A 21,691-nucleotide genomic window follows, 5' to 3' on the forward strand; every position below is an offset into this window, starting at 1 on the left:
CCGCGAGGCCCCGCTCAACGGGGACGGCGGGGACGACCTGGTGCTCTGCGTCAACAACTTCTCCCGGTTCGCGCAGCCCACGGAGCTGGACCTCAGCTCCTTCACGGGACGCCATCCGGTGGAGCTGTTCGGCGGGGTGCGATTCCCGGCCATCGGGGAACTCCCCTACTTGCTGACCCTCGGGGGCCACGGCTTCTACTGGTTCCGGCTGCGCCGCGACGCCGTCTAGCCGCGACGCCGTCCGGCCGACCGGACGAACCGGGGCCGACACCCCGGGCGGGCGGTTTTCCCCCTCCCGCCCGGGGCACGCATCAGTAACACCCCGACGACTTCAGGGGAAGGGCGTGACGCCATGCCGGAACCCGTCACCCGTACCGTCATGAACCCGCCCGGTCTCCTGGCCTCACTGGATCCACTGCTGCGCGAGTGGCTGCCGCGACAGCGCTGGTTCGCCGGCAAGGGCCGCCCGGTCACCGGATTCACCCCGGTCGCCGCCACCGAACTGCTGCCCGCCACCGGCCGGCTGGGGCTGTACCACGTCCTGGTCCGGGCGCATCAGCCGCTGATCCCTGCGCCCGTCGCGGCGGCGCCGACGCCCGGCGACTGCTACCAGCTTCTGATAGGCGTGCGCGAGGCGCTGCCGCCCCGGCTCGCGCCCGCGCTGATCGGCCATGTGCACCAGGGTCCGCTGGCCGGGCGGACCGCCTACGACGCCCTGTACGACACCCGGCCCGCCGAGATGCTCCTGGAGGCGCTGCGATCCCGGGCCCGCGTCGGCGGGCTGCGGTTCGAGCGGGACCGGCGCCAGAAGATCCGCACCGGTCTGGTGCCGCGCCTGGTGACCGCCGAGCAGTCGAACTCGTCGGTCGTGTACGGCGATACGTTCATCCTGAAGCTGCTGCGCCGGATCGTGCCCGGCGTCAACCCCGACCTGGAGCTGCCGCTGGCGCTGGCCCGCGAGCACTGCCCGCGGGTGCCCGCCCCGGCGGCCTGGATGGTGGCCGACCTGGCCGGCGAGACCTGGGTGCTGGGTGTGCTCCAGCCGTACGTCCAGGGCGCCACGGACGGCTGGGAGCTGGCCCTGCGTGAGCTCGCCAAGGGCGAGCACTTCGCCGCCGAGGCCCGGGCGCTGGGCCGGGCCACCGCCGAGGTGCACACCGCACTGGCCCGGGCGCTGCCGACCGTCACCCTGGGCCGGGGCGCGCTGGAACACCTCGTCGACGGGATGACCGAGCGGCTGGAGGAGGCGGTGCGCGCGGTACCGGCCCTGCGGCCGTACGCGCCGGGGCTGCACTCGGCGTTCACCGCCCTCGGCGACCTGGCCGCCGAGGGCCACACCTGGACGGCCCAGCGCATCCACGGGGATCTGCACCTGGGCCAGTGTCTGCGCTCCCCCTCCGGGAAGTGGTCCCTGATCGACTTCGAGGGCGAGCCCGCCCGCCCGCTGGCCGAACGCCGGCTGCCGCAGCCCCCGGTGCGGGACATCGCGGGGATGCTCCGCTCCTTCGACTACGCCGCGCACTCGGCCGACGCCCCGCTGCCCGGCTGGGCCGACGCCTGCCGGGCCGCGTACTGCGCCGGGTACGCACAGGTCGCGGGCGTCGACCCGCGCACCGACGCGGTGCTGCTGCGCGCCTGTGAGACGGACAAGGCGGTGTACGAGGTCGGGTACGAGGCCCGGCACCGCCCGGACTGGCTGCCGGTGCCGCTGGCCGCGGTACGGCGGCTGGCCGCGTCCCACTCCTCCTGACGTCTCCGAGCCCCGACCTCCCACCAGTCCCCCCTCGCCGAGGAGGCACCCCCCGTGACCCCCCGTCCCCCGTCCAGTGGTCCGGATCCGAAGAAGCAGGCCGAGGCAGAGCCGAAGCAGACGGCGAGCACCGGGAAGAAGGCGGTCCCCGAGACCGCCGCGAGGAAGGCCGCCGCGCAGAAGACCGGCGCGAAGAAGACCGGTGCGAAGAAGGGCACCACGAAGAAGGCGGTGGCGAAGAAGGCACCGGCTGCGGAGAGGACGGCTGCCAGGAAGGCGCCTGCCGGGAAAGCGCCTGCCGAGAAGACAGCCACGAAGAAGCCGGCCGCGAAGAAGCCGGCCGCCAGGGAGACCACCGCGAGCCGGATGATCTCCCCCGCCGCGGCGGCGGGCGACCGGGAGCGGCTGCTCGCCGGGACGCACCACGACCCGCACACGGTGCTCGGCGCCCATCCGGTGCCCGGCGGGCTCGCCTTCCGGGCCTTCCGGCCGTACGCGCTGGGGGTGACCGTGGTAGCCGGGGATCTGCGCGCCGAGCTGCAGGACGACGGGGACGGCTTCTTCTCGGCGCTGCTGCCGCCGGCCGAGGTCCCCGACTACCGCTTGCTGGTGACCTACGACGGGACGGTGCACGAGACCGAGGACGCCTACCGCTTTCTGCCCACGCTGGGCGAGTTCGACCTGCATCTGATCGGCGAGGGCCGGCACGAGCAGCTGTGGCGGGCGCTGGGGGCCGAGCCGATGACCCATCAGGGCGTGCCGGGCACCCGGTTCACGGTGTGGGCGCCGAACGCGCGCGGGGTGCGGGTCGCCGGGGACTTCAACTTCTGGGACGGCACCGGCCACCCGATGCGCTCGCTCGGCTCGACCGGCGTCTGGGAGCTGTTCCTGCCGGGAATCGGCGAGGGCGAGCTGTACAAGTTCGAGATCACCGGGCCCGACGGCTCCCGGACCCTGCGCGCCGACCCGCTGGCCCGCCGTACGGAGGCACCGCCGGCCACCTCGTCGGTCGTGCACGCATCGCATCACACCTGGGGTGACTCGGCATGGCTGGCCCGCCGCGCGGAGACCCCGGTGCACGAGGCACCGCTGTCGGTGTTCGAGGTCCACCTGCCCTCCTGGCGGCCCGGTCTGAGCTACCGCGAGCTCGCCGAGCAGCTCCCCGGCTATGTCCGGGACCTGGGCTTCACCCATGTCGAGCTGATGCCGGTCGCGGAGCACCCGTTCGGCGGCTCCTGGGGCTACCAGGTCACCGGCTTCTACGCGCCCACGGCCCGGCTCGGCCCGCCCGACGACTTCAAGTACCTGGTGGACCGGCTGCACCAGGCCGGTATCGGCGTCCTGATGGACTGGGTACCGGCGCACTTCCCGCGCGACGCGTGGGCGCTCGCCCGGTTCGACGGCCGTCCGCTGTACGAGCACGAGGATCCGCTGCGCTCCGCCCACCCCGACTGGGGCACGCTGGAGTTCGACTTCGGGCGGCGGGAGGTACGCAACTTCCTCGTGGCCAACGCGGTCTACTGGTGCGAGGAGTTCCACATCGACGGACTGCGGGTGGACGCCGTCGCCTCGATGCTCTACCTGGACTACTCGCGCGAGCCGGGCCGGTGGACGCCGAACGCGCACGGCGGCCGGGAGAACCTCGACGCGGTGGCGTTCCTGCAGGAGATGAACGCGACCCTCTACCGGCGGGTGCCGGGTGTCGTCACCGTGGCGGAGGAGTCGACGGCCTGGGACGGTGTCACCCGGGCCACCCACCACCAGGGGCCGAGCGGCTTCGGCGGGCTGGGGTTCGGGCTGAAGTGGAACATGGGCTGGATGCACGACTCGCTGGAGTACATGGCCCACGAGCCGGTCCACCGCAAGTACCACCACCACGAGATGACGTTCTCGATGGTGTACGCCTACAGCGAGAACTACGTGCTGCCGATCTCGCACGACGAGGTGGTGCACGGCAAGCGCTCCCTGGTGTCGAAGATGCCGGGCGACTGGTGGCAGCAGCGCGCCGACCACCGCGCCTACCTGGGCTTCATGTGGGCCCACCCGGGCAAGAAGCTGCTGTTCATGGGCCAGGAGTTCGCGCAGGGCGCGGAGTGGAGCGAGGCGCACGGCCCGGACTGGTGGCTGCTGGACCCGGCGTACGGGGCGGAACCGGACCACCGGGGCGTACGGGACCTGGTGCGCGACCTGAACGCGGTGTACCGCGAGACCCCGGCACTGTGGCAGCGGGACACCGCGCCGCAGGGGTTCGCGTGGATCGTCGGGGACGCGGCGGACGACAACGTGTTCGCTTTCCTCCGGTACGACGCGGCGGGCACCCCGCTGCTGTCGGTGTCCAATTTCTCGCCGGTGGTACGGAGCGAGTACCGGCTGGGGGTGCCGGAGGAGGTGCCCGCCTGGCACGAGGTGCTGAACACGGACCGGCCGGGGTACGGCGGCAGCGGGGTGACCAACGCGGACGTGGTCAAACCGGAACCGCAGGGCCGGCACGGCCGCGGCGCGAGCCTCCGGCTGACGCTGCCGCCCCTCGCCACGCTCTGGCTGTGCCCGGCGTAGGAGGCGGCTTCGAGGACTGCACGGTGGTGCGGCGCTCGAAGCGGTGCAGCAGCGCAGTGGCAGGATTGCGGGGTGGTGACGAACCAGCCGTGGACACGGCTTCACGACGACCTGACGGCGGCGAAGGCACTGGTGTACGACCCGGCGGGTTTCGCCTGCTCACCGCCGGTGCCCGAACCGGAGAGCGCCGAGTACGCGGCCTGCTCGTTCACGCTCGACGGCCGCTCGGTCCGGTTCCGTGCGGCCGGAACCACCCCGACGAAGGCGGGCCAGTTCGTCACCGTGTGGCAGCGGTCCGAGGAGGGGCCGATCCGGCCCTTCGACACGGACGACGGGGTGGACCTCTTCGTCGTCAGCACCCGCGACGGGGGCGGCTTCGGGCAGTTCGTGTTCCCGCGCGAGGTGTTGTGCGCACGGGACATCGTCTCCCGCAACGGCTCCGGCGGGAAGCGCGGGTTCCGCGTCTACCCACCGTGGGTGACCACGACCGGCCGCCAGGCCCGCAGCACCCAGGCCTGGCAGGTCGACCACTTCCTCCCCCTCCCCGACGTCGGCCCGGCCGACCTGCCCCGTGCCCGCGCCCTGTACCACCCCTAGGAGGCGGGCTGGGGCCGGCTCCGGCGCGCCGGATCGGCTCGGACCGACGCTTTTTCCGTGTCGGTCAGGCCCTCGGGCAGGGAGCCGGTGTGCAGCACGCCCAGTCGCTGTGTCGCGCGGGTCAGGGCGACGTACAGGTCGCTGGTGCCGTATGCGCCCGGTTCGACGACCAGCACCGAGTCGAACTCCAGGCCCTTGGCCTGACGCGGGTCCAGCAGGACGACTCGGTGCGTCAGGTCGGGCTCGGTGCCCGCGGTCACGCCGTCCAGGCGGGCGGCCAGGCGGCGGTGCAGCTCGCGCGGGGCGATCACGGCCAGCCGGCCCTCCACCGGGGTGAGCTCCCCGGCCGCTTTCGCCACCGCGCCGGGCAGGTCGTCGGTCGCGCGGATCCACGGCCGTACCCCCGTCGACCGCACCGAGCTCGGTGGTTCGAAGTCCGGGTGCTCCGCCCGTACGACCCCGGCCGCCAGCTCCATGATCTCCACCGGCGTCCGGTAGTTGACGCCGAGCCGGGTGTGTTCCCAGCGGTCCTCGACGAACGGTTCGAGGATGTCCGTCCAGGAGCCGGCCCCCGCCGCCTCCGCGGTCTGTGCCGGGTCGCCCACCAGCGTCATGGACCGTGTCGGCGACCGCCGCATCAGCAGCCGCCACGCCATCGGCGACAGCTCCTGCGCCTCGTCGACGATGATGTGCCCGAACGCCCAGCCGCGGTCGGCGGCGGCCCGCTCGGCGGCGCTGCGGTGGTCGGCCTCCTCCTGCCGCTCGGCGAACCGTTCCGCGTCGATGATGTCGTGCGCCGAGAGCACCTCGGAGCTCTCGGGGTCGTCCTCCTCCTTGTCCTCGAACTCGTAGGTGCGGGAGGCGTACGACACGTCCAGGACCCCCTGCGCGTACGAGACCTGCCGCTCCCGCTCGCGCTCCGCGCGTGCCCGGGCCGTCCGGTCGTCCTCGCCGAGCAGCTCGGCGGCCTCGTCCAGCAGCGGTACGTCCGCCACCGTCCAGGCCCGCGTCACGGGACGGCGGATCGCTGCGGCGTCGGGCTCGGACAGATACCCCGCGGGCTCGGCGAGGAGGTCCGCGACCAGCCGCCGCGGGGTGAGCCGGGGCCACAGCCGGTCGATGGCCGACCCGACCTCGGGGTTCTCGGCCAGGTCGTCGCGGATCTGGGTGATGTCGCTGACGTCGAGGAGGTTGCTGCCGTCGTACGGGTCGGTGCCGATGCGCTCGGCGTACAGCTCGGTGAGGGCGTTGAGGATGTGGCCCTCGAAGTGCTCGCGGGCCGCGTTGTGCGGGAGCCTGGCGGCACGGGTGCGCTCGCGGGCGACGCTCACCAGACCGTCGTCGAGCATCAGGATCTCCCGCTCGTGCTCGATCGCGATCACCGGGTCGGGCAGCGCCTGCCGGTCCCGCACGGCCCGGGCAAGGACGTCCGCCATCTCCGCGCGGCCCTTCACCGCCGCCGCCTCGGGCGGGTCCGTCGCCGTGGCCCGCACGCCCGGGTAGAGCTCGCCGACCGTGGCGAGCAGCACACCGGTCTCGCCGAGCGAGGGCAGCACCTCGCCGATGTAGCCGAGGAAGGCCGGGTTGGGGCCGACGATCAGGACCGCTCGCCTGGCCAGCAGTTCCCGGTGCTCGTAGAGGAGATAGGCCGCGCGGTGCAGCGCCACCGCCGTCTTGCCGGTGCCGGGGCCGCCCTCGACGACGAGCACGCCCTGGTGCGGGGCGCGGATGATCTCGTCCTGCTCGGCCTGGATGGTCTGCACGATGTCGGCCATCCGGCCGGTGCGGGCGGCGTTGAGCGCGGCGAGCAGCACGGCGTCGCCGGACGGGTCCTCGTGGCCGGTGCGGGTCTCGTCACCGACGTCGAGGAACTCGTCGTGCAGGGCGGTGACGGCGCGGCCCTCGCTCGCGATGTGCCGTCGACGGCGCAGGCCCATCGGAGTGTGGCCGGTGGCCAGATAGAAGGGGCGGGCGACGCCGGCCCGCCAGTCGATCAGGACCGGGGTGCGGTCGGCGTCGTCGGCGCGCAGGCCGATCCGGCCGATGTGATGGCTGTCGCCGGAGGTGAGGTCGATCCGGCCGAAGCAGAGCGAGCCGTCCACCGCGTTGAGCGCGGCCAGCAGTCCCGAGCGCTCGGCGACCAGGATGTCCCGCTCCAGCCTGGCCTGCATCGGCTTGTCCCCCTGGGCGAGCGCGTCCGTGACGGAGGACTCGGCGTTCCCGCGCAGGACGTCGACGCGCGCATACAGGTCGTCGATGAATTCCTGCTCCCGACGCATTTCATCGTCTGGAAAGTCGCTGTTTGACAATTCCACTCCCGCCCGGATATACTGTGCCCACTGAACTTCTCCGCGACTTCGGCATTGCAAGTCGTGAACCATTGAATATACGCAAAGAAATCCCCCGGACGCAATTGCCGGGGGATTTCTTTTGGGCTCCGCGAGGCTCCGCCGGGCTCCGTGAGGTCACAGCACCTCGGACAGTTCCTCCAGCAGCCGGCGCCCGGGCCGTGCGCCCACCATCGCCTTCACCGGCACGCCGCCGCTGAACACCATGAACGTCGGCATCGACAGCACCCTGTACCGGTTCGTCGTCGCCGGGTTGTGGTCCACATCCAGCTGCACCACTTTCAGCCGCCCCTCCTCCTCGGCGGCGACCGCCCGGAGCACCGGTGCCATCTGCCGGCACGGCGGGCACCAGTCGGCGGTGAACTCCACCAGCACCGGCCGGTCCGCGTCCAGCACCTCCACCTCGAAACTCGCGTCCGTCACCGCTTCCACGACCGTTCCCCTCCCATCTCGCACAACGGATCCCCGGCCAGTGCCAGCCGCACCCCGATCTGCGCCCGCACCGCCTGCAGCTCGCCGATCAGCGCGTCGAGCTCGTCCAGCTTGCGCCGGTAGACCGCGAGCGACGCCGGGCAGGCGTCGCCCTCCGGATGCCCGGCCCGCAGACACTCCACGAACGGCCGGGTCTCCTCCAGCTCGAACCCGAAGTCCTGCAGGGTCCTGATCTGCCGGAGCAGCCTCAGGTCCGCCTCGTCGTAGGTCCGGTGACCGTGGGGGTCCCGGCGCGCGGGCAGCAGTCCCCGCGATTCGTAGTACCTGAGCGTGCGCGTGGTGGTCCCGGCCCGCTCGGCCAGCTCGCCGATTCGCATGCCTACGAACGTACGCCTTGACGCGGACGTCAGGGCAACAGCGGTTTCCGCTGGGGCCGGCGTTCCTGCCGCGGAGCGCGCGGTCAGTCCCCAGCAGGCCGGAGACGATCCGCGCCTCGGTCGCCGCGGCGGAACCGGAGCCGACCGGGGAGGAACTGAAGCGGCTGGAGGCCGGGCCGGGTCTCTGAAGCGGCTCGGGCCCGGGTGCGCCGCCGACGCGCCGTCCGCGTCCAGCCGTACGGCGGGCACCGCCGCGGGGGGACGCGGACCCCGGGCGGCTGAGCAGGAGTGGGGAGGGCTCAGCCGCCCGGGGGCCCGGGATGACCGGCCCCGGTTCAGGCGGGGCCGGTCGCCGGGCGGGCAGCGGACCGGGCCGGCGGCCCGCTCCCCGTCCGTGGATCAGGCCTTGGCCAGCGCCCTGTCCTCCCGGTCGCTGTCTCCCCGGCCGGTCTGCTCGGACGGATCGGCGTCGCCGCCGGAACCCCCGTCGCCGGCTTCGCCGCCGTGGCCGTCGTGGCTGTCGTGGCTGTCGTGGCTGTCGTGGCTGTCGTCCAGCAGCGTCCGCTCGTCGAAGGGAGCCCGCCCGGCGAGCACCTCGTTCACCCGGGCCTTGTCGATCTCCTTGGTCCAGGTGCCGATCAGCACGGTGGCGACGGCGTTGCCGGCGAAGTTGGTCAGCGCGCGGGCCTCGCTCATGAAGCGGTCGATGCCGACGATCAGACCGATGCCGTCCACCAGCGCGGGCTTGTGCGACTGCAGACCACCGGCCAGCGTGGCCAGCCCCGCGCCGGTGACGCCGGCCGCGCCCTTCGAGGCGACCAGCAGGAACAGCAGCAGCGGGATCTGCTCGCCGACCGACATCGGCGTCCCCATGGCGTCGGCGATGAACAGCGAGGCCATGGTCATGTAGATCATGGTGCCGTCCAGGTTGAAGGAGTAGCCGGTCGGGACGGTGATGCCGACCACCGGCCTGCTGATGCCCAGATGCTCCATCTTCGCGATGAGCCGCGGCAGCGCGGACTCGGACGAGGAGGTGGAAAGGATCAGCAGGAACTCCCGGCCCAGGTACCTGAAGAGCGAGAGGACGTTGACGCCGGAGACGATCCGCAGCAGCGCACCGAGCACCAGGAAGACGAACAGCACACAGGTGACGTAGAAGCCGAGCATCAGCACGGCCAGGCTCTTGAGGGCGTCCAGACCGGCCGAGCCGGTGACGGCGGCGATCGCTCCGAAGGCGCCGACCGGGGCCGCCCACATGATCATGGCCAGGACGCGGAAGACCAGCCGCTGGATGTGTTCGATGCCGCGCAGGATCGGCTGCCCGGCCGGGCCCATGGCCTGCAGGGCGAAACCGCACAGCAGGGCGATGAGCAGGGCCTGCAGCACCTCGCCCCCGGTGAACGCGGACAGAATCGTGGTGGGGATGATGCCGAGCAGGAACTCGGTGGTGCCCTGCGCCTCCGCGTCGACCTGGGCATGCCCGGTCTCCTTGACCGCGTCGGTCACCGCGAGGCCGGTGCCGGGGTCGAGGACGTTGCCGACGACCAGGCCGATGCCGAGCGCCACCAGCGACATGATCAGGAAGTAGACCAGGGCGATGCCGCCGACGGCGCCGACCTTGGCGGCCTTCCGCACCGAGCCGATGCCCAGCACGATGGTGCAGAAGATGATCGGCGCGATCATCATCTTGATCAGGCTCACGAAGCCGCTGCCGATCGGCTTCAGCCCGACCGCGAAACCGGGCGCGGCGAGCCCGACGGCGATACCGAGGGCGACCGCGACGATCACCGCGATATAGAGGTAATGGGTACGGTCCCGCTTGGCTCCGGGTGCGGCAGGTGCCGTATCGGCTGCGCTGGTCACGGCGGCGGCCCTCCTTGACGTCGTCGTCGGACATCTCCGGCGTGCGGCTCACGTCCCGGGGATGGGGTGGGGTTGGGGATGCCGTGACTATCTCCCGCCCTGTGAGCGCGGTCACCCTTCCGTTCATTTAGTTCACAATCGGCCACGGGAGAGACTTGCGGCATGCACCTCCGCGTACCGCGACCCCGTAGTCTCGCCGGTCAGCTCTTCGCCATGCAGGCCGTGCTGATCGCCGTGCTCGTGGCCGGATACGCGCTGTTCAGCTACGTCAGCGACCAGCAGCAGGCCGAGCGGGCGGCCGGCCGGCAGGCCCGGGCGGTCGCCCTGTCGATAGCCGACTCCCCGTCGGTGCGGGAGGCGATCCGCACGGACGACCCCTCGGCGCGGCTCCAGCCCTACGCGCTCACGATCATGCGGGACACCGGGGTCGACTTCGTGACGATCATGAACCCGGACGGCATCCGCTGGACCCACCCGAGCCCCGAGCAGATCGGCCTGCCCTTCCGCGGGCACATCGCACCCGCCCAGCAGGGCCGCACGTTCACCGAGACGTACACCGGCACCCTGGGACCGTCGGTCCGGGCGGTGGCCCCCGTCGAGGACGGCGGGCGGATCGTCGGCCTGGTCAGCGCCGGCATCAAGGTCGAGGCGATCAGCAAGCGGGTGCAGGACCAGCTCACGGCGCTGCTCGGGGCCGCGGGCGGGGCGCTGGCGCTCGGCGCGGTCGGCACCTATGTGATCAACGCCCGGCTGCGCCGGCACACCCACGGCATGAACGCGGACCAGCTCAGCCGGATGCACGACTACCATCAGGCGGCGCTGCACGCGGTGCGGGAAGGGCTGCTGATGCTGGACGGGCAGTACAGGGTGGCACTGATCAACGACGGCGGCCGGGAGCTGCTGGGAGTGTCCGCCGACGACGATGTGATCGGCAGGTCGGTCGCGGAGCTGGGGCTGCCGGCCGGGCTGACCGGGGCGCTGCTGGCGTCCGAGCCCCGGGTGGACGAGGTGCATCTGACCGCGCGGCGGGTGCTGGTGGTGAACACCTCGCCGGTCTCCGGCGGGGAGCGCCGCGGCACCGTCGTCACCCTGCGCGACGTGACGGAACTGCAGTCGCTGATGGGTGAGTTGAACTCGGAGCGCGGTTTCAGCCAGGCGCTGCGCTCACAGGCCCACGAGGCCGCCAACCGGCTGCACACGGTCGTGTCGCTGATCGAGCTGGGGCGCGCGGAGGAGGCCGTGGAGTTCGCCACGGCCGAGCTGGAGCTGGCGCAGGCGCTGACCGACCAGGTGGTGGCGGCGGTGGCCGAGCCGGTGCTGGCGGCGCTGCTGCTGGGCAAGACGGCGCAGGCCAACGAGCGGGGCGTGGAGCTGGTGGTGTCCCCGGACAGCCGGCTGGACGACGGACTGCTGCCGCCCTCGCTGCCCGCCCGCGATCTGGTCACCATCCTCGGCAATCTGACCGACAACGCCGTCGACGCGGCGCAGGGCAGCGTCCGGGCGCGGGTGACGGTCACCGCGTTCACGGCGGGTACGGACCTGGTGCTGCGGGTCAGCGACACCGGCGCGGGCGTCGACCCGGCCCATGCCGGTCTGGTCTTCGAGCGGGGTTTCTCCACCAAGCCGGCCGGGCCCGGCGGGCGCGGGCTGGGCCTGGCCCTGGTGCGGCAGGCGGTGCGGCGGCACGGCGGCACCCTGACGGTGGCCGGGGCCGACGGAGGCGGGGCGGCCTTCGAGGTCCGGCTGCCACTGGCCGACGGCGGGGAGCCGGCGGCGGGCGGATCCACCGGCCGGGAGGGCCCGGCGGGAGGGTCCCAGGACGGATCCCCGTCCGGATGCCTGCCGGGAAGCCTGGCGGGAGGTGACCTCCGATGACGGGTCAGCAGCCGATCCGGGTGCTGGTGGTCGAGGACGACCCGGTCGCCGCGGACGCCCACCTGATGTACGTCGGCCGGGTGCCCGGCTTCGTCGCCGTGGGCAAGGCGCACTCGGGTGCGGAGGCGCGGCGGGCGCTCGACCGCACGCCGGTCGACCTGCTTCTGCTCGATCTGCATCTGCCGGACGTGCACGGCCTGCAGCTGGCCCGCACCCTGCGCGCGGCCGGCCATCACGCCGACGTCATAGCGGTGACCTCGGCGCGCGATCTGACCGTGGTGCGCGAGGGGGTCTCGCTCGGTGTCGTCCAGTACGTGCTGAAGCCGTTCACCTTCGCCACCCTGCGCGACCGGCTGGTGCGGTACGCCGAGTTCCGCGGCACGGCCGGGGAGGCGAGCGGTCAGGACGAGGTCGACCGGGCGCTGGCCACCCTGCGGGCGCCGGGCCCGGCGGCGCTGCCGAAGGGGCTGAGCGCGCCGACCCTGGAGCGGGTGACCGACGCGCTGCGGGGCACGCGGGAAGGGCTGACCGCGGCGGGCGTGGGGGAGGCGGTGGGCATCTCACGGATCACCGCGCGGCGCTATCTGGAGCATCTGGTGGACTCCGGACGGGCGGCCCGCAGCCCGCTGTACGGGCAGGTGGGGCGGCCCGAGCTGGTCTACCGCTGGGTCCGCGCGAAGGCCTGACGCCGCACCCGGCCACCCTGCGGAACCGTAGTTTCCTACAATCCGTGCTCCTGTCCGAACAGACCGTAGTCACCGGGCTCCCGTGCCCCTACCTTGAGGCCCGTGCGCCGACCCTCAGCTCCATCGAACCAGCCCCGTCCCCCGTTCAACCCCCTCGCCGCCCGCCGCCTGCGCGCCGCCCTCGGCATGGGGCCCGAGCATGTCGCCCACGGCATGCGTGTCTCGTACGGACTGCCCCATGTCACCCCGGACCTCGTGGTCGCCTGGGAACGGGGCATCGCCTCCCCCGGCGGCCAGGAACTCACCGCCCTCGCGGGCATGCTGTGGTGCTCGCCCGGCGAGCTGATCGGCCGTCCCCGCTCCCTGCGCGAGCACCGCATCACCCGCGGACTGGCCCCGGAGGACGTCGCCCGCACGGTCGGCATGGAACTGGGCGCCTACCTGCGGGCGGAGGAGACGGACGGCTGGCGCGGCACCGAGCGGCAGTCGGCCGCGCTGGCCCATGTCCTCGGCCTCGACCTGCCGGACTTCGTGGCCGTGACGGGCCGCGAGGACAAGCTGGCCGAGCTGCTGCGCAGCGCCGTCACCACCCGCTGGCAGGCCTATGTCCGCCCGGTCGCCAAGCTGGTACCGCTGGACCGGGACATCGTCGAGGACGTGCTGCAGGAGCTGCACGAGGACTACCAGGGGCACATGGCCGCCACCCTCAGCTGGGGCGGCGGCGCCACCGGCGCCAGCGACTCCGGCCGGGACTTCCTGGACCGGATCGTGGAGAACTTCTGGACGGCGGTCCAGCGGACCACCGCCTGATCCCCGGCCGCCGCCGCGGCTAGAAGACCGACTCGGCCTCGTCCATCCGGTCCGTGGGCACCGTCTTCAGCTCGGTCACCGCCTCGGCCAGCGGCACCATCACGATGTCGGTGCCGCGCAGCGCGGTCATCCTGCCGAACTCGCCGCGGTGCGCGGCCTCCACCGCCTGCCACCCGAAGCGGGTGGCGAGCACCCTGTCGTACGCGGTCGGTACGCCACCGCGCTGGACATGGCCGAGGATGACCGGCTTGGCCTCCTTGCCGAGGCGACGCTCCAGCTCGTGGGCGAGGGCGGTGCCGATGCCCTGGAAGCGCTCGTGCCCGTACTGGTCGATCTCGCCCTTGCCGTAGTCCATGGTGCCCTCGGCGGGGTGGGCGCCCTCGGCGACGCAGACCACGGCGAACTTCTTGCCGCGGGCGAACCGCGCCTCCACCATCTTGACCAGGTCGGCGGGGTCGAAGGGGCGCTCGGGCAGGCAGATGCCGTGCGCACCGGCGGCCATGCCGGACTCCAGGGCGATCCAGCCCGCGTGCCGGCCCATGACCTCGACGACCATCACCCGCTGGTGGGACTCGGCGGTCGTCTTCAGCCGGTCCATGGCCTCTGTGGCGACGCCGACGGCGGTGTCGAAGCCGAAGGTGCGGTCGGTGGAGGAGATGTCGTTGTCGATGGTCTTCGGCACGCCGACCACCGGCAGCCCGGCGTCGCCGAGCATCCGGGCCGCGGTGAGGGTGCCCTCGCCGCCGATCGGGATCAGCGCGTCGATGCCGAAGTCGCGGATCATGTCGGAGGCGTTCTCGCAGGCCTCGCGCAGCCGGTCGCGCTCCAGCCGCGAGGAGCCGAGGATGGTGCCGCCGCGGGCCAGGATGCCGCTGACCGCGTTCAGGTCCAGGGAGCGGTAGCGGCCGTCCAGCAGGCCGGCGTAGCCGTCCTCGAAGCCGATGACCTCGTCGCCGTAGTTGTCGACCGCGCGGTGCACGACCGACCGGATCACGGCGTTCAGGCCGGGGCAGTCGCCGCCTGCGGTGAGAACTCCGATACGCATCGTGCTGTGTCTCCTGCTCGGTGTCGATGCCGGTGAGCCACTGCCGATTCTTCCATGCCCCACCTGTGGGCGCCGACGGGGCATGGACGGGCGCCCTATCCCCCGTCGGGGGTATTGTCAAGAGGGTTCTGCTCACCTCGGTGGGCGATTTTTATGACGGCAACGGCGCCGAAGACGACCGAACCCGACAGACCCGCAGACCCTGAAGAACCCCGAGCACGCACCCCGAGAATTCCGAGAACCAGGAGAGCACGCGTGACGCGCAGCGTGTACGTGACCGGCATCGACCGCGGCGACGGCCGCCAGATCGTCGAACTGGGGGTCATGGAGCTCCTGACCCGGCAGGTCGACCGGGTCGGCGTCTTCCGTCCGCTGGTCCACGACGGCCCCGACCGTCTGTTCGAGCTGCTGCGGGCCCGCTACCGGCTCGCCCAGGACCCGGCCACCGTCTACGGCATGGACTACCAGGAGGCCTCCGCCCTCCAGGCCGAGCAGGGCACCGACGAGCTGGTCTCCGCCCTGGTCGACCGGTTCCATCTGGTCGCCCGCGACTACGACGTGGTCCTGGTGCTCGGCACCGACTACGCGGGCACCCAGCTGCCGGACGAGCTGGCGCTCAACGCCCGGCTCGCCAACGAGTTCGGGGCGTCCGTCATCCCGGTCGTCGGCGGCCGCGAGCAGCCCGCCGAGGCCGTGCGCGCGGAGACCCGCAACGCCTTCCGCGCCTACGACGGACTGGGCTGCGACGTGCTCGCCATGGTCGCCAACCGGGTGGCACCGGCGGACCGCGCCGAGATCGCCGAGCGGCTGGCCGACCGGCTGCCGGTGCCGTGCTGGGTGCTGCCCGACGAGCCGGCGCTGTCCGCGCCGACCGTCTCCCAGATCGCGCACACCCTGGGCGCCGAGGTGGTCCTCGGCGACGACTCGGGGCTCGCCCGGGACGCCCTCGACTTCGTCTTCGGCGGCGCCATGCTGCCGAACTTCATCGGCGCCCTGACCCCCGGCTGTCTGGTGGTCACCCCCGGCGACCGCGCCGACCTGGTGGTCGGCGCCCTCGCCGCGCACAGCGCCGGCACCCCGCCGATAGCCGGCGTGCTGCTCACCCTCGACGAGGTTCCCGGCGACGACATCCTCACCCTCGCCGCCCGGCTCGCCCCCGGCACCCCGGTGCTGTCGGTGCCCGGCACCAGCTTCCCCACCGCCGCGCAGCTGTTCTCCCTGGAGGGCAAGCTGAACGCGGCCACCCCGCGGAAGGCGGAGACCGCGCTCGGCGTGTTCGAGCGGCACGTCGACACCGCCGACCTCAGCCGCCTGGTGTCCGCCCCGTCCGGCGACCGGGTCACCCCGATGATGTTCGAGCACAAGCTGCTCGAGCGGGCCCGCTCCGACAGGCGCCGGGTGGTGCTGCCGGAGGGCACCGAGGCGCGGGTGCTGCACGCCGCCGAGGTGCTGCTGCGCCGCGGCGTGTGCGACCTGACCCTGCTCGGGCCGGTGGACCAGATCCGCAAGAAGGCCGCCGACCTGGGCATCGACCTCGGCGACTCGCAGCTGATCGACCCGGCCACCTCCGACCTGCGGGACGCCTTCGCCGAGCAGTACGCGGCGCTGCGGGCGCACAAGGGCGTCAGCGTGGAGCTGGCCTACGACGTGGTCTCCGACGTGAACTACTTCGGCACCCTGATGGTGCAGGAGGGCCTGGCCGACGGCATGGTGTCGGGGGCGGTGCACTCCACGGCGGCGACCATCCGGCCGGCCTTCGAGATCATCAAGACCAAGCCGGACGCCTCGATCGTGTCGTCCGTCTTCTTCATGTGCCTGGCCGACAAGGTGCTCGTGTACGGCGACTGCGCGGTCAACCCGGTCCCGGACGCCGAGCAGCTCGCCGACATCGCGGTCCAGTCGGCGGTCACGGCCGCCCGGTTCGGGGTGGAGCCGCGGATCGCGATGCTGTCGTACTCGACCGGTACCTCCGGTTCGGGCGCGGACGTGGACAAGGTGCGGGCGGCCACCGAGCTGGTCCGCGCGCGACGGCCCGACCTGCGGATCGAGGGCCCGATCCAGTACGACGCCGCCGTCGAGCCGTCGGTGGCCGCGACCAAGCTGCCCGGCTCCGAGGTGGCCGGGCAGGCCAGCGTGCTGGTCTTCCCCGACCTCAACACCGGCAACAACACCTACAAGGCCGTGCAGCGCTCGGCCGGCGCGATCGCCGTCGGCCCGGTCCTGCAGGGCCTGCGCAAGCCGGTCAACGACCTGTCCCGGGGCGCCCTGGTCCAGGACATCGTCAACACCGTCGCCATCACGGCGATCCAGGCCCAGCAGGGCCCCGTACCGCAGACCCCCGGCGAGAAGGCGACCCAGCTGTGAGCCCGACCCGTGTCCTCGTCCTCAACTCCGGCTCCTCGTCGGTGAAGTACCAGCTGCTCGACATGGGCGACGGCAGCCGGCTGGCGGTGGGCCTCGTCGAACGGATCGGCGAGGAGTCCGGGCGGCTGAAGCACACCCCGGCCGGCGGCGATGTCCGGGAGTGGACGGGCGACATCCCCGACCACGAGTCCGCCCTCAAGGCGGTGTCGGCGGAGCTGGCCAAGGACGGACTCGGCCTGGACTCCCCCGAGCTGGCCGCGATCGGCCACCGCGTGGTGCACGGCGGCCGGCGGTTCACCGCACCGACCGTGATCGACGACGCCGTGCTCGCCGAGATCGAGCGGCTGATCCCGGTCGCCCCGCTGCACAACCCGGCCAACCTCACCGGCATCCGCACCGCGCAGGCGCTGCGCCCGGACCTGCCTCAGGTCGCCGTCTTCGACACCGCCTTCCACACCACGATGCCGGAGTCCGCCGCCCGCTACGCCATCGACGTCGAGACCGCCGACGCCCACCGCATCCGCCGCTACGGCTTCCACGGCACCTCGCACGCCTATGTCTCCCGGGAGACGGCGAAGCTGCTGGGCAGGGCTCCGGAGGAGGTGAACGTCATCGTGCTGCACCTGGGCAACGGGGCGTCCGCCTCCGCCGTGCGCGCCGGTGAGTGCGTGGACACCTCCATGGGGCTGACGCCGCTGGAGGGTCTGGTGATGGGAACCCGCTCGGGGGACCTGGACCCGGCCGTCATCTTCCATTTGATGCGCGTCGGCGGAATGTCCGCCGACGAGACCGACACACTTCTCAACAAGAGGAGCGGTCTGGTCGGCCTGTGCGGCGACAACGACATGCGGGAGATCCGCCGCCGGATCGACGAGGGCGACGAGCGGGCGCGGCTCGCCTTCGACATCTACATTCACCGGCTGAAGAAGTACATCGGCGCCTATTACGCCGTACTCGGCCGGGTGGACGCGGTGGCCTTCACGGCAGGGGTCGGCGAGAACGCGGCGCCGGTGCGGGAAGCTGCCGTGGCGGGTCTGGCGGAGCTGGGCCTGGCGGTGGACGGCGACCTGAACGCCGTGCGTGGCGACGAGCCACGGCTGATCTCACCGGCGGACGCACGGGTGGCGGTCGCCGTGGTGCCGACGGACGAGGAAATGGAGATCGCGACGCAGACCTACGCGCTGGTAATGGGCACAAAAGGCTCGGGCAATCTCACCTGAGCGGCATCCCGCCCTTTTGTATTTTCCACCAGACGGAATATTCCGCTCCGAAACAAAGCGATAGGATCGCCCCATGCGCCGTTCGAAAATCGTCTGTACTCTCGGCCCCGCGGTCGACTCCCACGAGCAGCTCGTCGCGCTGATCGAAGCCGGTATGAACGTGGCCCGCTTCAACTTCAGCCACGGCACCCACGCAGAGCACCAGGGGCGGTACGACCGCGTCCGGGCCGCCGCCAAGGAGACCGGCAGGGCCATCGGCGTCCTCGCCGACCTGCAGGGCCCGAAGATCCGGCTGGAGACCTTCGCCGAGGGCCCCGTCGAGCTGGTGCGCGGGGACGAGTTCACCATCACCACCGAGGACGTCCCCGGCGACCGCTCGATCTGCGGCACCACCTACAAGGGCCTGCCCGGCGACGTGGCCAAGGGCGACCAGGTGCTGATCAACGACGGCAACGTCGAGCTGAAGGTCACCGCGGTGGAGGGTCCGCGGGTGAAGACGATCGTCATCGAGGGCGGCGTCATCTCCGACCACAAGGGCATCAACCTCCCCGGCGCGGCCGTCAACGTCCCGGCGCTGTCCGAGAAGGACGTCGAGGACCTCCGCTTCGCCCTCCGCATGGGCTGCGACCTGGTCGCCCTGTCCTTCGTCCGGGACGCCAAGGACGTCCACGACGTGCACCGCATCATGGACGAGGAGGGCCGCCGGGTCCCGGTCGTCGCCAAGGTGGAGAAGCCGCAGGCGGTGGAGAACATGGCGGACGTCGTCATGGCGTTCGACGGCGTCATGGTCGCGCGCGGCGACCTGGCCGTCGAGTACCCGCTCGAGAAGGTCCCGATGGTGCAGAAGCGCCTGATCGAGCTGTGCCGGCGCAACGCCAAGCCGGTGATCGTGGCGACCCAGATGATGGAGTCGATGATCACCAACTCCCGCCCGACCCGCGCCGAGGCCTCCGACGTGGCCAACGCGATCCTGGACGGCGCGGACGCGGTGATGCTGTCCGCCGAGTCCAGTGTGGGCGCCTACCCGATCGAGACCGTCAAGACGATGTCGAAGATCGTCCAGGCGGCCGAGCAGGAACTGCTCGGCAAGGGCCTGCAGCCGCTGGTGCCGGGCAAGAAGCCGCGCACCCAGGGCGGTTCGGTGGCCCGCGCCGCCGCCGAGATCGCCGACTTCCTCGGCGGCAAGGGCCTGGTGGCCTTCACCCAGTCCGGCGACACCGCCCGCCGGCTGTCCCGCTACCGCGCGGTGCAGCCGATCCTGGCCTTCACCACCGACGAGTCCACCCGCAACCAGCTGGCGCTCAGCTGGGGTGTGGAGCCGCACGTGGTGCCGTTCGTCAACAGCACCGACGAGATGGTCGACCTGGTGGACCAGGAGGTGGTCAAGCTCAACCGGTTCAACGACGGCGACATCGTGATCATCACCGCCGGCTCGCCCCCCGGCGTGCCCGGCACCACCAACATGGTCCGGGTGCACCACCTGGGCGGCGGCGACCGCGACTGACGGGCCCGCAGCTCCCGGGCCGCCGCGGCGGCCCGCGTGCGACGCCGAGGGCGCCCTCCTGCGGCAGGGGGGCGCCCTCGGCGCTCGTGCGGCTCCCGGACGGGTTCTCGGGGCGACTCGGGCTCAGTCGGTGATGTACTGCTGCAGCCCGGGTACGTGCAGGTTGCCGCCGAACTGGCCGGCCTGCACGACCTTCACCTTCGTGAAGTAGATGAGCGGGATGTCCAGCGGTGGCGGGTGCTCGGGGTCGAACGTGATCGGGATCAGCCCGAGCAGATTGCCCGAGATGCTCTCCGTGTACATCACGGTGTCGCCGCCGCGGATCGTGGACGTCGAGCCCTCGGCCGCCTGCACATGGTAGGTCTTGCCGGACTGGTCGTCCTGCACCGTCTGGTGCAGGTCCCCGATGTCGGTACCGTCCGATATGACGTACTTCAGCACCTTCTTGACGGAACCGTTGGCGGTCTTCACCTCGACCACGCCCTTGTACGAAGCACCCTTCAGCAGCAGCGAGCTGGCGTTCAGGTACCACGGGTCGTCCGGCAGCGGGACGGCGTTGTCGATCCCGCCCTCGGCGTCGGTGGCGACCGGGCAGTCCTCCGGGTCGGTGCCGGCGCTCTCGGACGGGCTGGGGGTCGCGGTGGCCGGGGCGGTGGCGTCCTCGGCCGCCTCCTCGGCCTCCTCTGCCTCCCGAGCTTCCTCGACGGCCCGGCCCGACTCCTCCGCCGCGTCCTCGACGGCCTCTCCGGCCCTCTCGGCGGTGTCCCGGGCCGGGTCCCCGGCCGCATCGGCCGCCGTACCGGCCGTGTCCTCCACGGTGCCGGAAGCGTCGCCGGCGGCGCTCTCGGACGCCGACGGCGACGGGGCGGGGCTCGCGCCCTCCTCCTCCTCCTTGCCGCCGCCGGTGAAGACATCCTCGATCGCGTCGCCGATCTTCTCCAGCACGTTGCGGTCGGTCTCGGACGGGGACGGCGACGGCGACGCGGGCGCGGTGCCCCCGGTCGGCCCGTCGGGCGGCGCGGGCTCGTCCTCGTCGTCGGAACCTGAATCCGACGAAGAGGACGATCCGTCGCCGGCGCCCTGGCGGCCGTCCGCGCCCTGGTCCCCGTCGGTCTCCTTCCCCGCCGAGTCCCCGGCCGAGTCCCCGGCGGAGGGCGAAGGGGCCGGACCGGCGTCGCCGTCCTCGCCGTCCTCGCCTTCCTCGTCCGCCTCGCTCTCGCCGGCGGAGGGCGACGGCGTGGGCGACGCGGTCGCGCCGTCCTCGTCCGCTGCGCTCTCCTCGTCCTCAAGAGCCGCCACGCAGTCCTTGTACTCGTCGGCCGTCAGGCTGTTCGACGACGGCGTGGTCGAGTCGTTGCCGTCGGCGACGGCGAGCGTCGGCGTGAATCCCATCCCCATGAGAACCGCCGTCGGCATCGCCGCCAGGGCTATCGCCTTCCCGGCCGGCATGTGGAACCTGGTGAACAGCGGCTTCTTGGGTGCCGCGTGGCGCGGCCCGGTTCTCGCACGGGACGACTCCACGTCAGCCCCGTGGGTCACCTCGTCAGCCGGCACTGTGCCTCCCGTTCGCCCCGTTGGCCGGGCTCGTTCCTGACAGATCGGTGGACTCGCCGGCCTCGTCCCGCGGCTCGGGGAGCTCCGGGCCGGCGGCCCTGGTGTCCGGGGCTGCGGTGCCCCCGGCGGCGGTGCCGAGGACCGCGGTGTCCGCGGGACCCGCGGGCGCGCTCTCGGGGGCACCGCCCGTTCCCGCGGCGCCGCCCACCGCCGGTTCCGCGCTCGGCTCGGCGCCCGGCGCCCAGGAGACGGCCATCGCCCCGCCGACCAGCGCAAGAAGGAAGCCGATGAGGAAACCGCCGAGGTTGGACACGGGGATGGACACCAGTCCCAGCAGGATCGCCGCGACGCCCGCGAACACCCGGACGTGCTTCTGGAACCAGAGGCTGACGCCCAGGACGACCAGCAGTACGCCGATGATCAGGGACCCGGCGCCCGCGGTGGTGGCCATCGCCAACGTCAGATGGCCGAGCCGCAGGTTCGCGTACGGGAAGTAGGCAATGGGGAGTCCGCCGAGCATGACGAACAGACCGGCCCAGAACGGGCGGTCGCCCCGCCAGGCGCGGAACTGCTGCCTCCGGAGGGTGAACTGGCCGGCGGCGACAGGAGTCTCGGCGCTCATGGAAAACAGCTCCCTGGTACGGCGTTGCTGTGGTGGTGATGTGGGCCGCCCGTGAAGGCGGGCCCGGAGAGGTGACGGGCGGGGGCGC

Annotated in this window: 17 protein-coding genes; 10 read left to right on the forward strand and 7 right to left on the reverse strand. The window is 72.3% G+C overall.

Going from position 1 to position 21,691, the window contains the following annotated elements; translation table 11 throughout:
* The 4 genes from V5O46_RS30205 to V5O46_RS30220 all read left to right on the forward strand — a co-directional run.
* Window positions 1-229, forward strand: a 229-nt coding sequence (locus V5O46_RS30205; RefSeq protein ID WP_332887918.1) for an alpha-glucosidase C-terminal domain-containing protein, incomplete at its 5' end; no start/stop codon positions are given.
* A 123-nt stretch (window positions 230-352) separates the two neighbouring features.
* Window positions 353-1,750, forward strand: coding sequence for a maltokinase N-terminal cap-like domain-containing protein (locus V5O46_RS30210; protein ID WP_332887919.1), 1,398 nt, complete (start codon window positions 353-355; stop codon window positions 1,748-1,750).
* Between the two features lie 54 nt (window positions 1,751-1,804).
* On the forward strand, window positions 1,805-4,306 hold the full coding sequence (glgB, locus tag V5O46_RS30215) for a 1,4-alpha-glucan branching enzyme (RefSeq protein WP_332887920.1): 2,502 nt from the start codon (window positions 1,805-1,807) through the stop codon (window positions 4,304-4,306).
* A gap of 72 nt (window positions 4,307-4,378) precedes the next feature.
* On the forward strand, window positions 4,379-4,903 hold the full coding sequence (locus tag V5O46_RS30220; RefSeq protein WP_332887921.1) for a MepB family protein: 525 nt from the start codon (window positions 4,379-4,381) through the stop codon (window positions 4,901-4,903).
* On the opposite strand, the gene V5O46_RS30225 is transcribed toward V5O46_RS30220, so the two are convergent.
* The 4 genes from V5O46_RS30225 to V5O46_RS30240 form a co-directional block, all read right to left on the reverse strand.
* Window positions 4,900-7,182, reverse strand: coding sequence for a HelD family protein (locus V5O46_RS30225; RefSeq protein WP_332887922.1), 2,283 nt, complete (start codon window positions 7,180-7,182; stop codon window positions 4,900-4,902). The two genes, V5O46_RS30220 and V5O46_RS30225, sit on opposite strands and share 4 nt — an antisense overlap.
* A gap of 186 nt (window positions 7,183-7,368) precedes the next feature.
* Window positions 7,369-7,683 (reverse strand): thioredoxin family protein, encoded by a 315-nt coding sequence (locus tag V5O46_RS30230; RefSeq protein ID WP_332887923.1) that lies wholly within the window; start codon window positions 7,681-7,683, stop codon window positions 7,369-7,371.
* Window positions 7,671-8,060, reverse strand: a complete 390-nt coding sequence (locus tag V5O46_RS30235) for a MerR family transcriptional regulator (protein WP_332887924.1) — start codon at window positions 8,058-8,060, stop codon at window positions 7,671-7,673. The genes V5O46_RS30230 and V5O46_RS30235 overlap by 13 nt, the downstream gene beginning before the upstream one ends.
* A gap of 399 nt (window positions 8,061-8,459) precedes the next feature.
* A complete protein-coding gene (locus V5O46_RS30240; RefSeq protein WP_332887925.1) occupies window positions 8,460-9,923 on the reverse strand; it encodes a cation:dicarboxylate symporter family transporter in 1,464 nt (487 codons plus the stop codon).
* 162 nt (window positions 9,924-10,085) lie between these two features.
* On the opposite strand from V5O46_RS30240, the gene V5O46_RS30245 reads away from it, so the two are divergent.
* The 3 genes from V5O46_RS30245 (at window position 10,086) to V5O46_RS30255 (ending at window position 13,294) form a co-directional block, all read left to right on the forward strand.
* The gene (locus V5O46_RS30245) at window positions 10,086-11,798 is read left to right on the forward strand and encodes a sensor histidine kinase (RefSeq protein WP_332887926.1); all 1,713 of its coding nucleotides are present in this window, start codon (window positions 10,086-10,088) and stop codon (window positions 11,796-11,798) included.
* On the forward strand, window positions 11,795-12,484 hold the full coding sequence (locus V5O46_RS30250) for a response regulator (RefSeq protein ID WP_332887927.1): 690 nt from the start codon (window positions 11,795-11,797) through the stop codon (window positions 12,482-12,484). Before V5O46_RS30245 ends, V5O46_RS30250 begins: the two co-directional genes overlap by 4 nt.
* 102 nt (window positions 12,485-12,586) lie before the next feature.
* Entirely contained in the window at window positions 12,587-13,294 is a 708-nt protein-coding gene (locus tag V5O46_RS30255) for an XRE family transcriptional regulator (RefSeq protein ID WP_408649083.1), read from the forward strand.
* A gap of 19 nt (window positions 13,295-13,313) precedes the next feature.
* Here V5O46_RS30255 and V5O46_RS30260 read toward each other — a convergent pair whose 3' ends face one another.
* Complete coding sequence (locus tag V5O46_RS30260; RefSeq protein ID WP_332887929.1) at window positions 13,314-14,339, reverse strand: ATP-dependent 6-phosphofructokinase; 1,026 nt, start codon at window positions 14,337-14,339, stop codon at window positions 13,314-13,316.
* A gap of 255 nt (window positions 14,340-14,594) precedes the next feature.
* Here V5O46_RS30260 and pta point away from each other — a divergent pair, with 255 nt between their 5' ends.
* The 3 genes from pta (at window position 14,595) to pyk (ending at window position 19,427) form a co-directional block, all read left to right on the forward strand.
* On the forward strand, window positions 14,595-16,703 hold the full coding sequence (pta, locus tag V5O46_RS30265; protein WP_332887930.1) for a phosphate acetyltransferase: 2,109 nt from the start codon (window positions 14,595-14,597) through the stop codon (window positions 16,701-16,703).
* Window positions 16,700-17,923: an acetate kinase gene (locus tag V5O46_RS30270; RefSeq protein WP_332887931.1), complete on the forward strand. Its 1,224-nt coding sequence runs from the start codon at window positions 16,700-16,702 to the stop codon at window positions 17,921-17,923. The genes pta and V5O46_RS30270 overlap by 4 nt, the downstream gene beginning before the upstream one ends.
* 73 nt (window positions 17,924-17,996) lie before the next feature.
* Window positions 17,997-19,427: a pyruvate kinase gene (pyk, locus tag V5O46_RS30275; RefSeq protein WP_332887932.1), complete on the forward strand. Its 1,431-nt coding sequence runs from the start codon at window positions 17,997-17,999 to the stop codon at window positions 19,425-19,427.
* Window positions 19,428-19,550: 123 nt separating this feature from the next.
* Here pyk and V5O46_RS30280 read toward each other — a convergent pair whose 3' ends face one another.
* Complete coding sequence (locus tag V5O46_RS30280; protein WP_332887933.1) at window positions 19,551-20,981, reverse strand: hypothetical protein; 1,431 nt, start codon at window positions 20,979-20,981, stop codon at window positions 19,551-19,553.
* Window positions 20,971-21,603 (reverse strand): DUF6114 domain-containing protein, encoded by a 633-nt coding sequence (locus V5O46_RS30285; RefSeq protein WP_332887934.1) that lies wholly within the window; start codon window positions 21,601-21,603, stop codon window positions 20,971-20,973. The genes V5O46_RS30280 and V5O46_RS30285 overlap by 11 nt, the downstream gene beginning before the upstream one ends.
* Between the last annotated feature and the right edge of the window lie 88 nt (window positions 21,604-21,691).

Origin of the sequence: Streptomyces poriticola, assembly GCF_036689765.1 — a bacterium.
Taxonomy (GTDB): Bacteria; Actinomycetota; Actinomycetes; order Streptomycetales; family Streptomycetaceae; genus Streptomyces; species Streptomyces poriticola.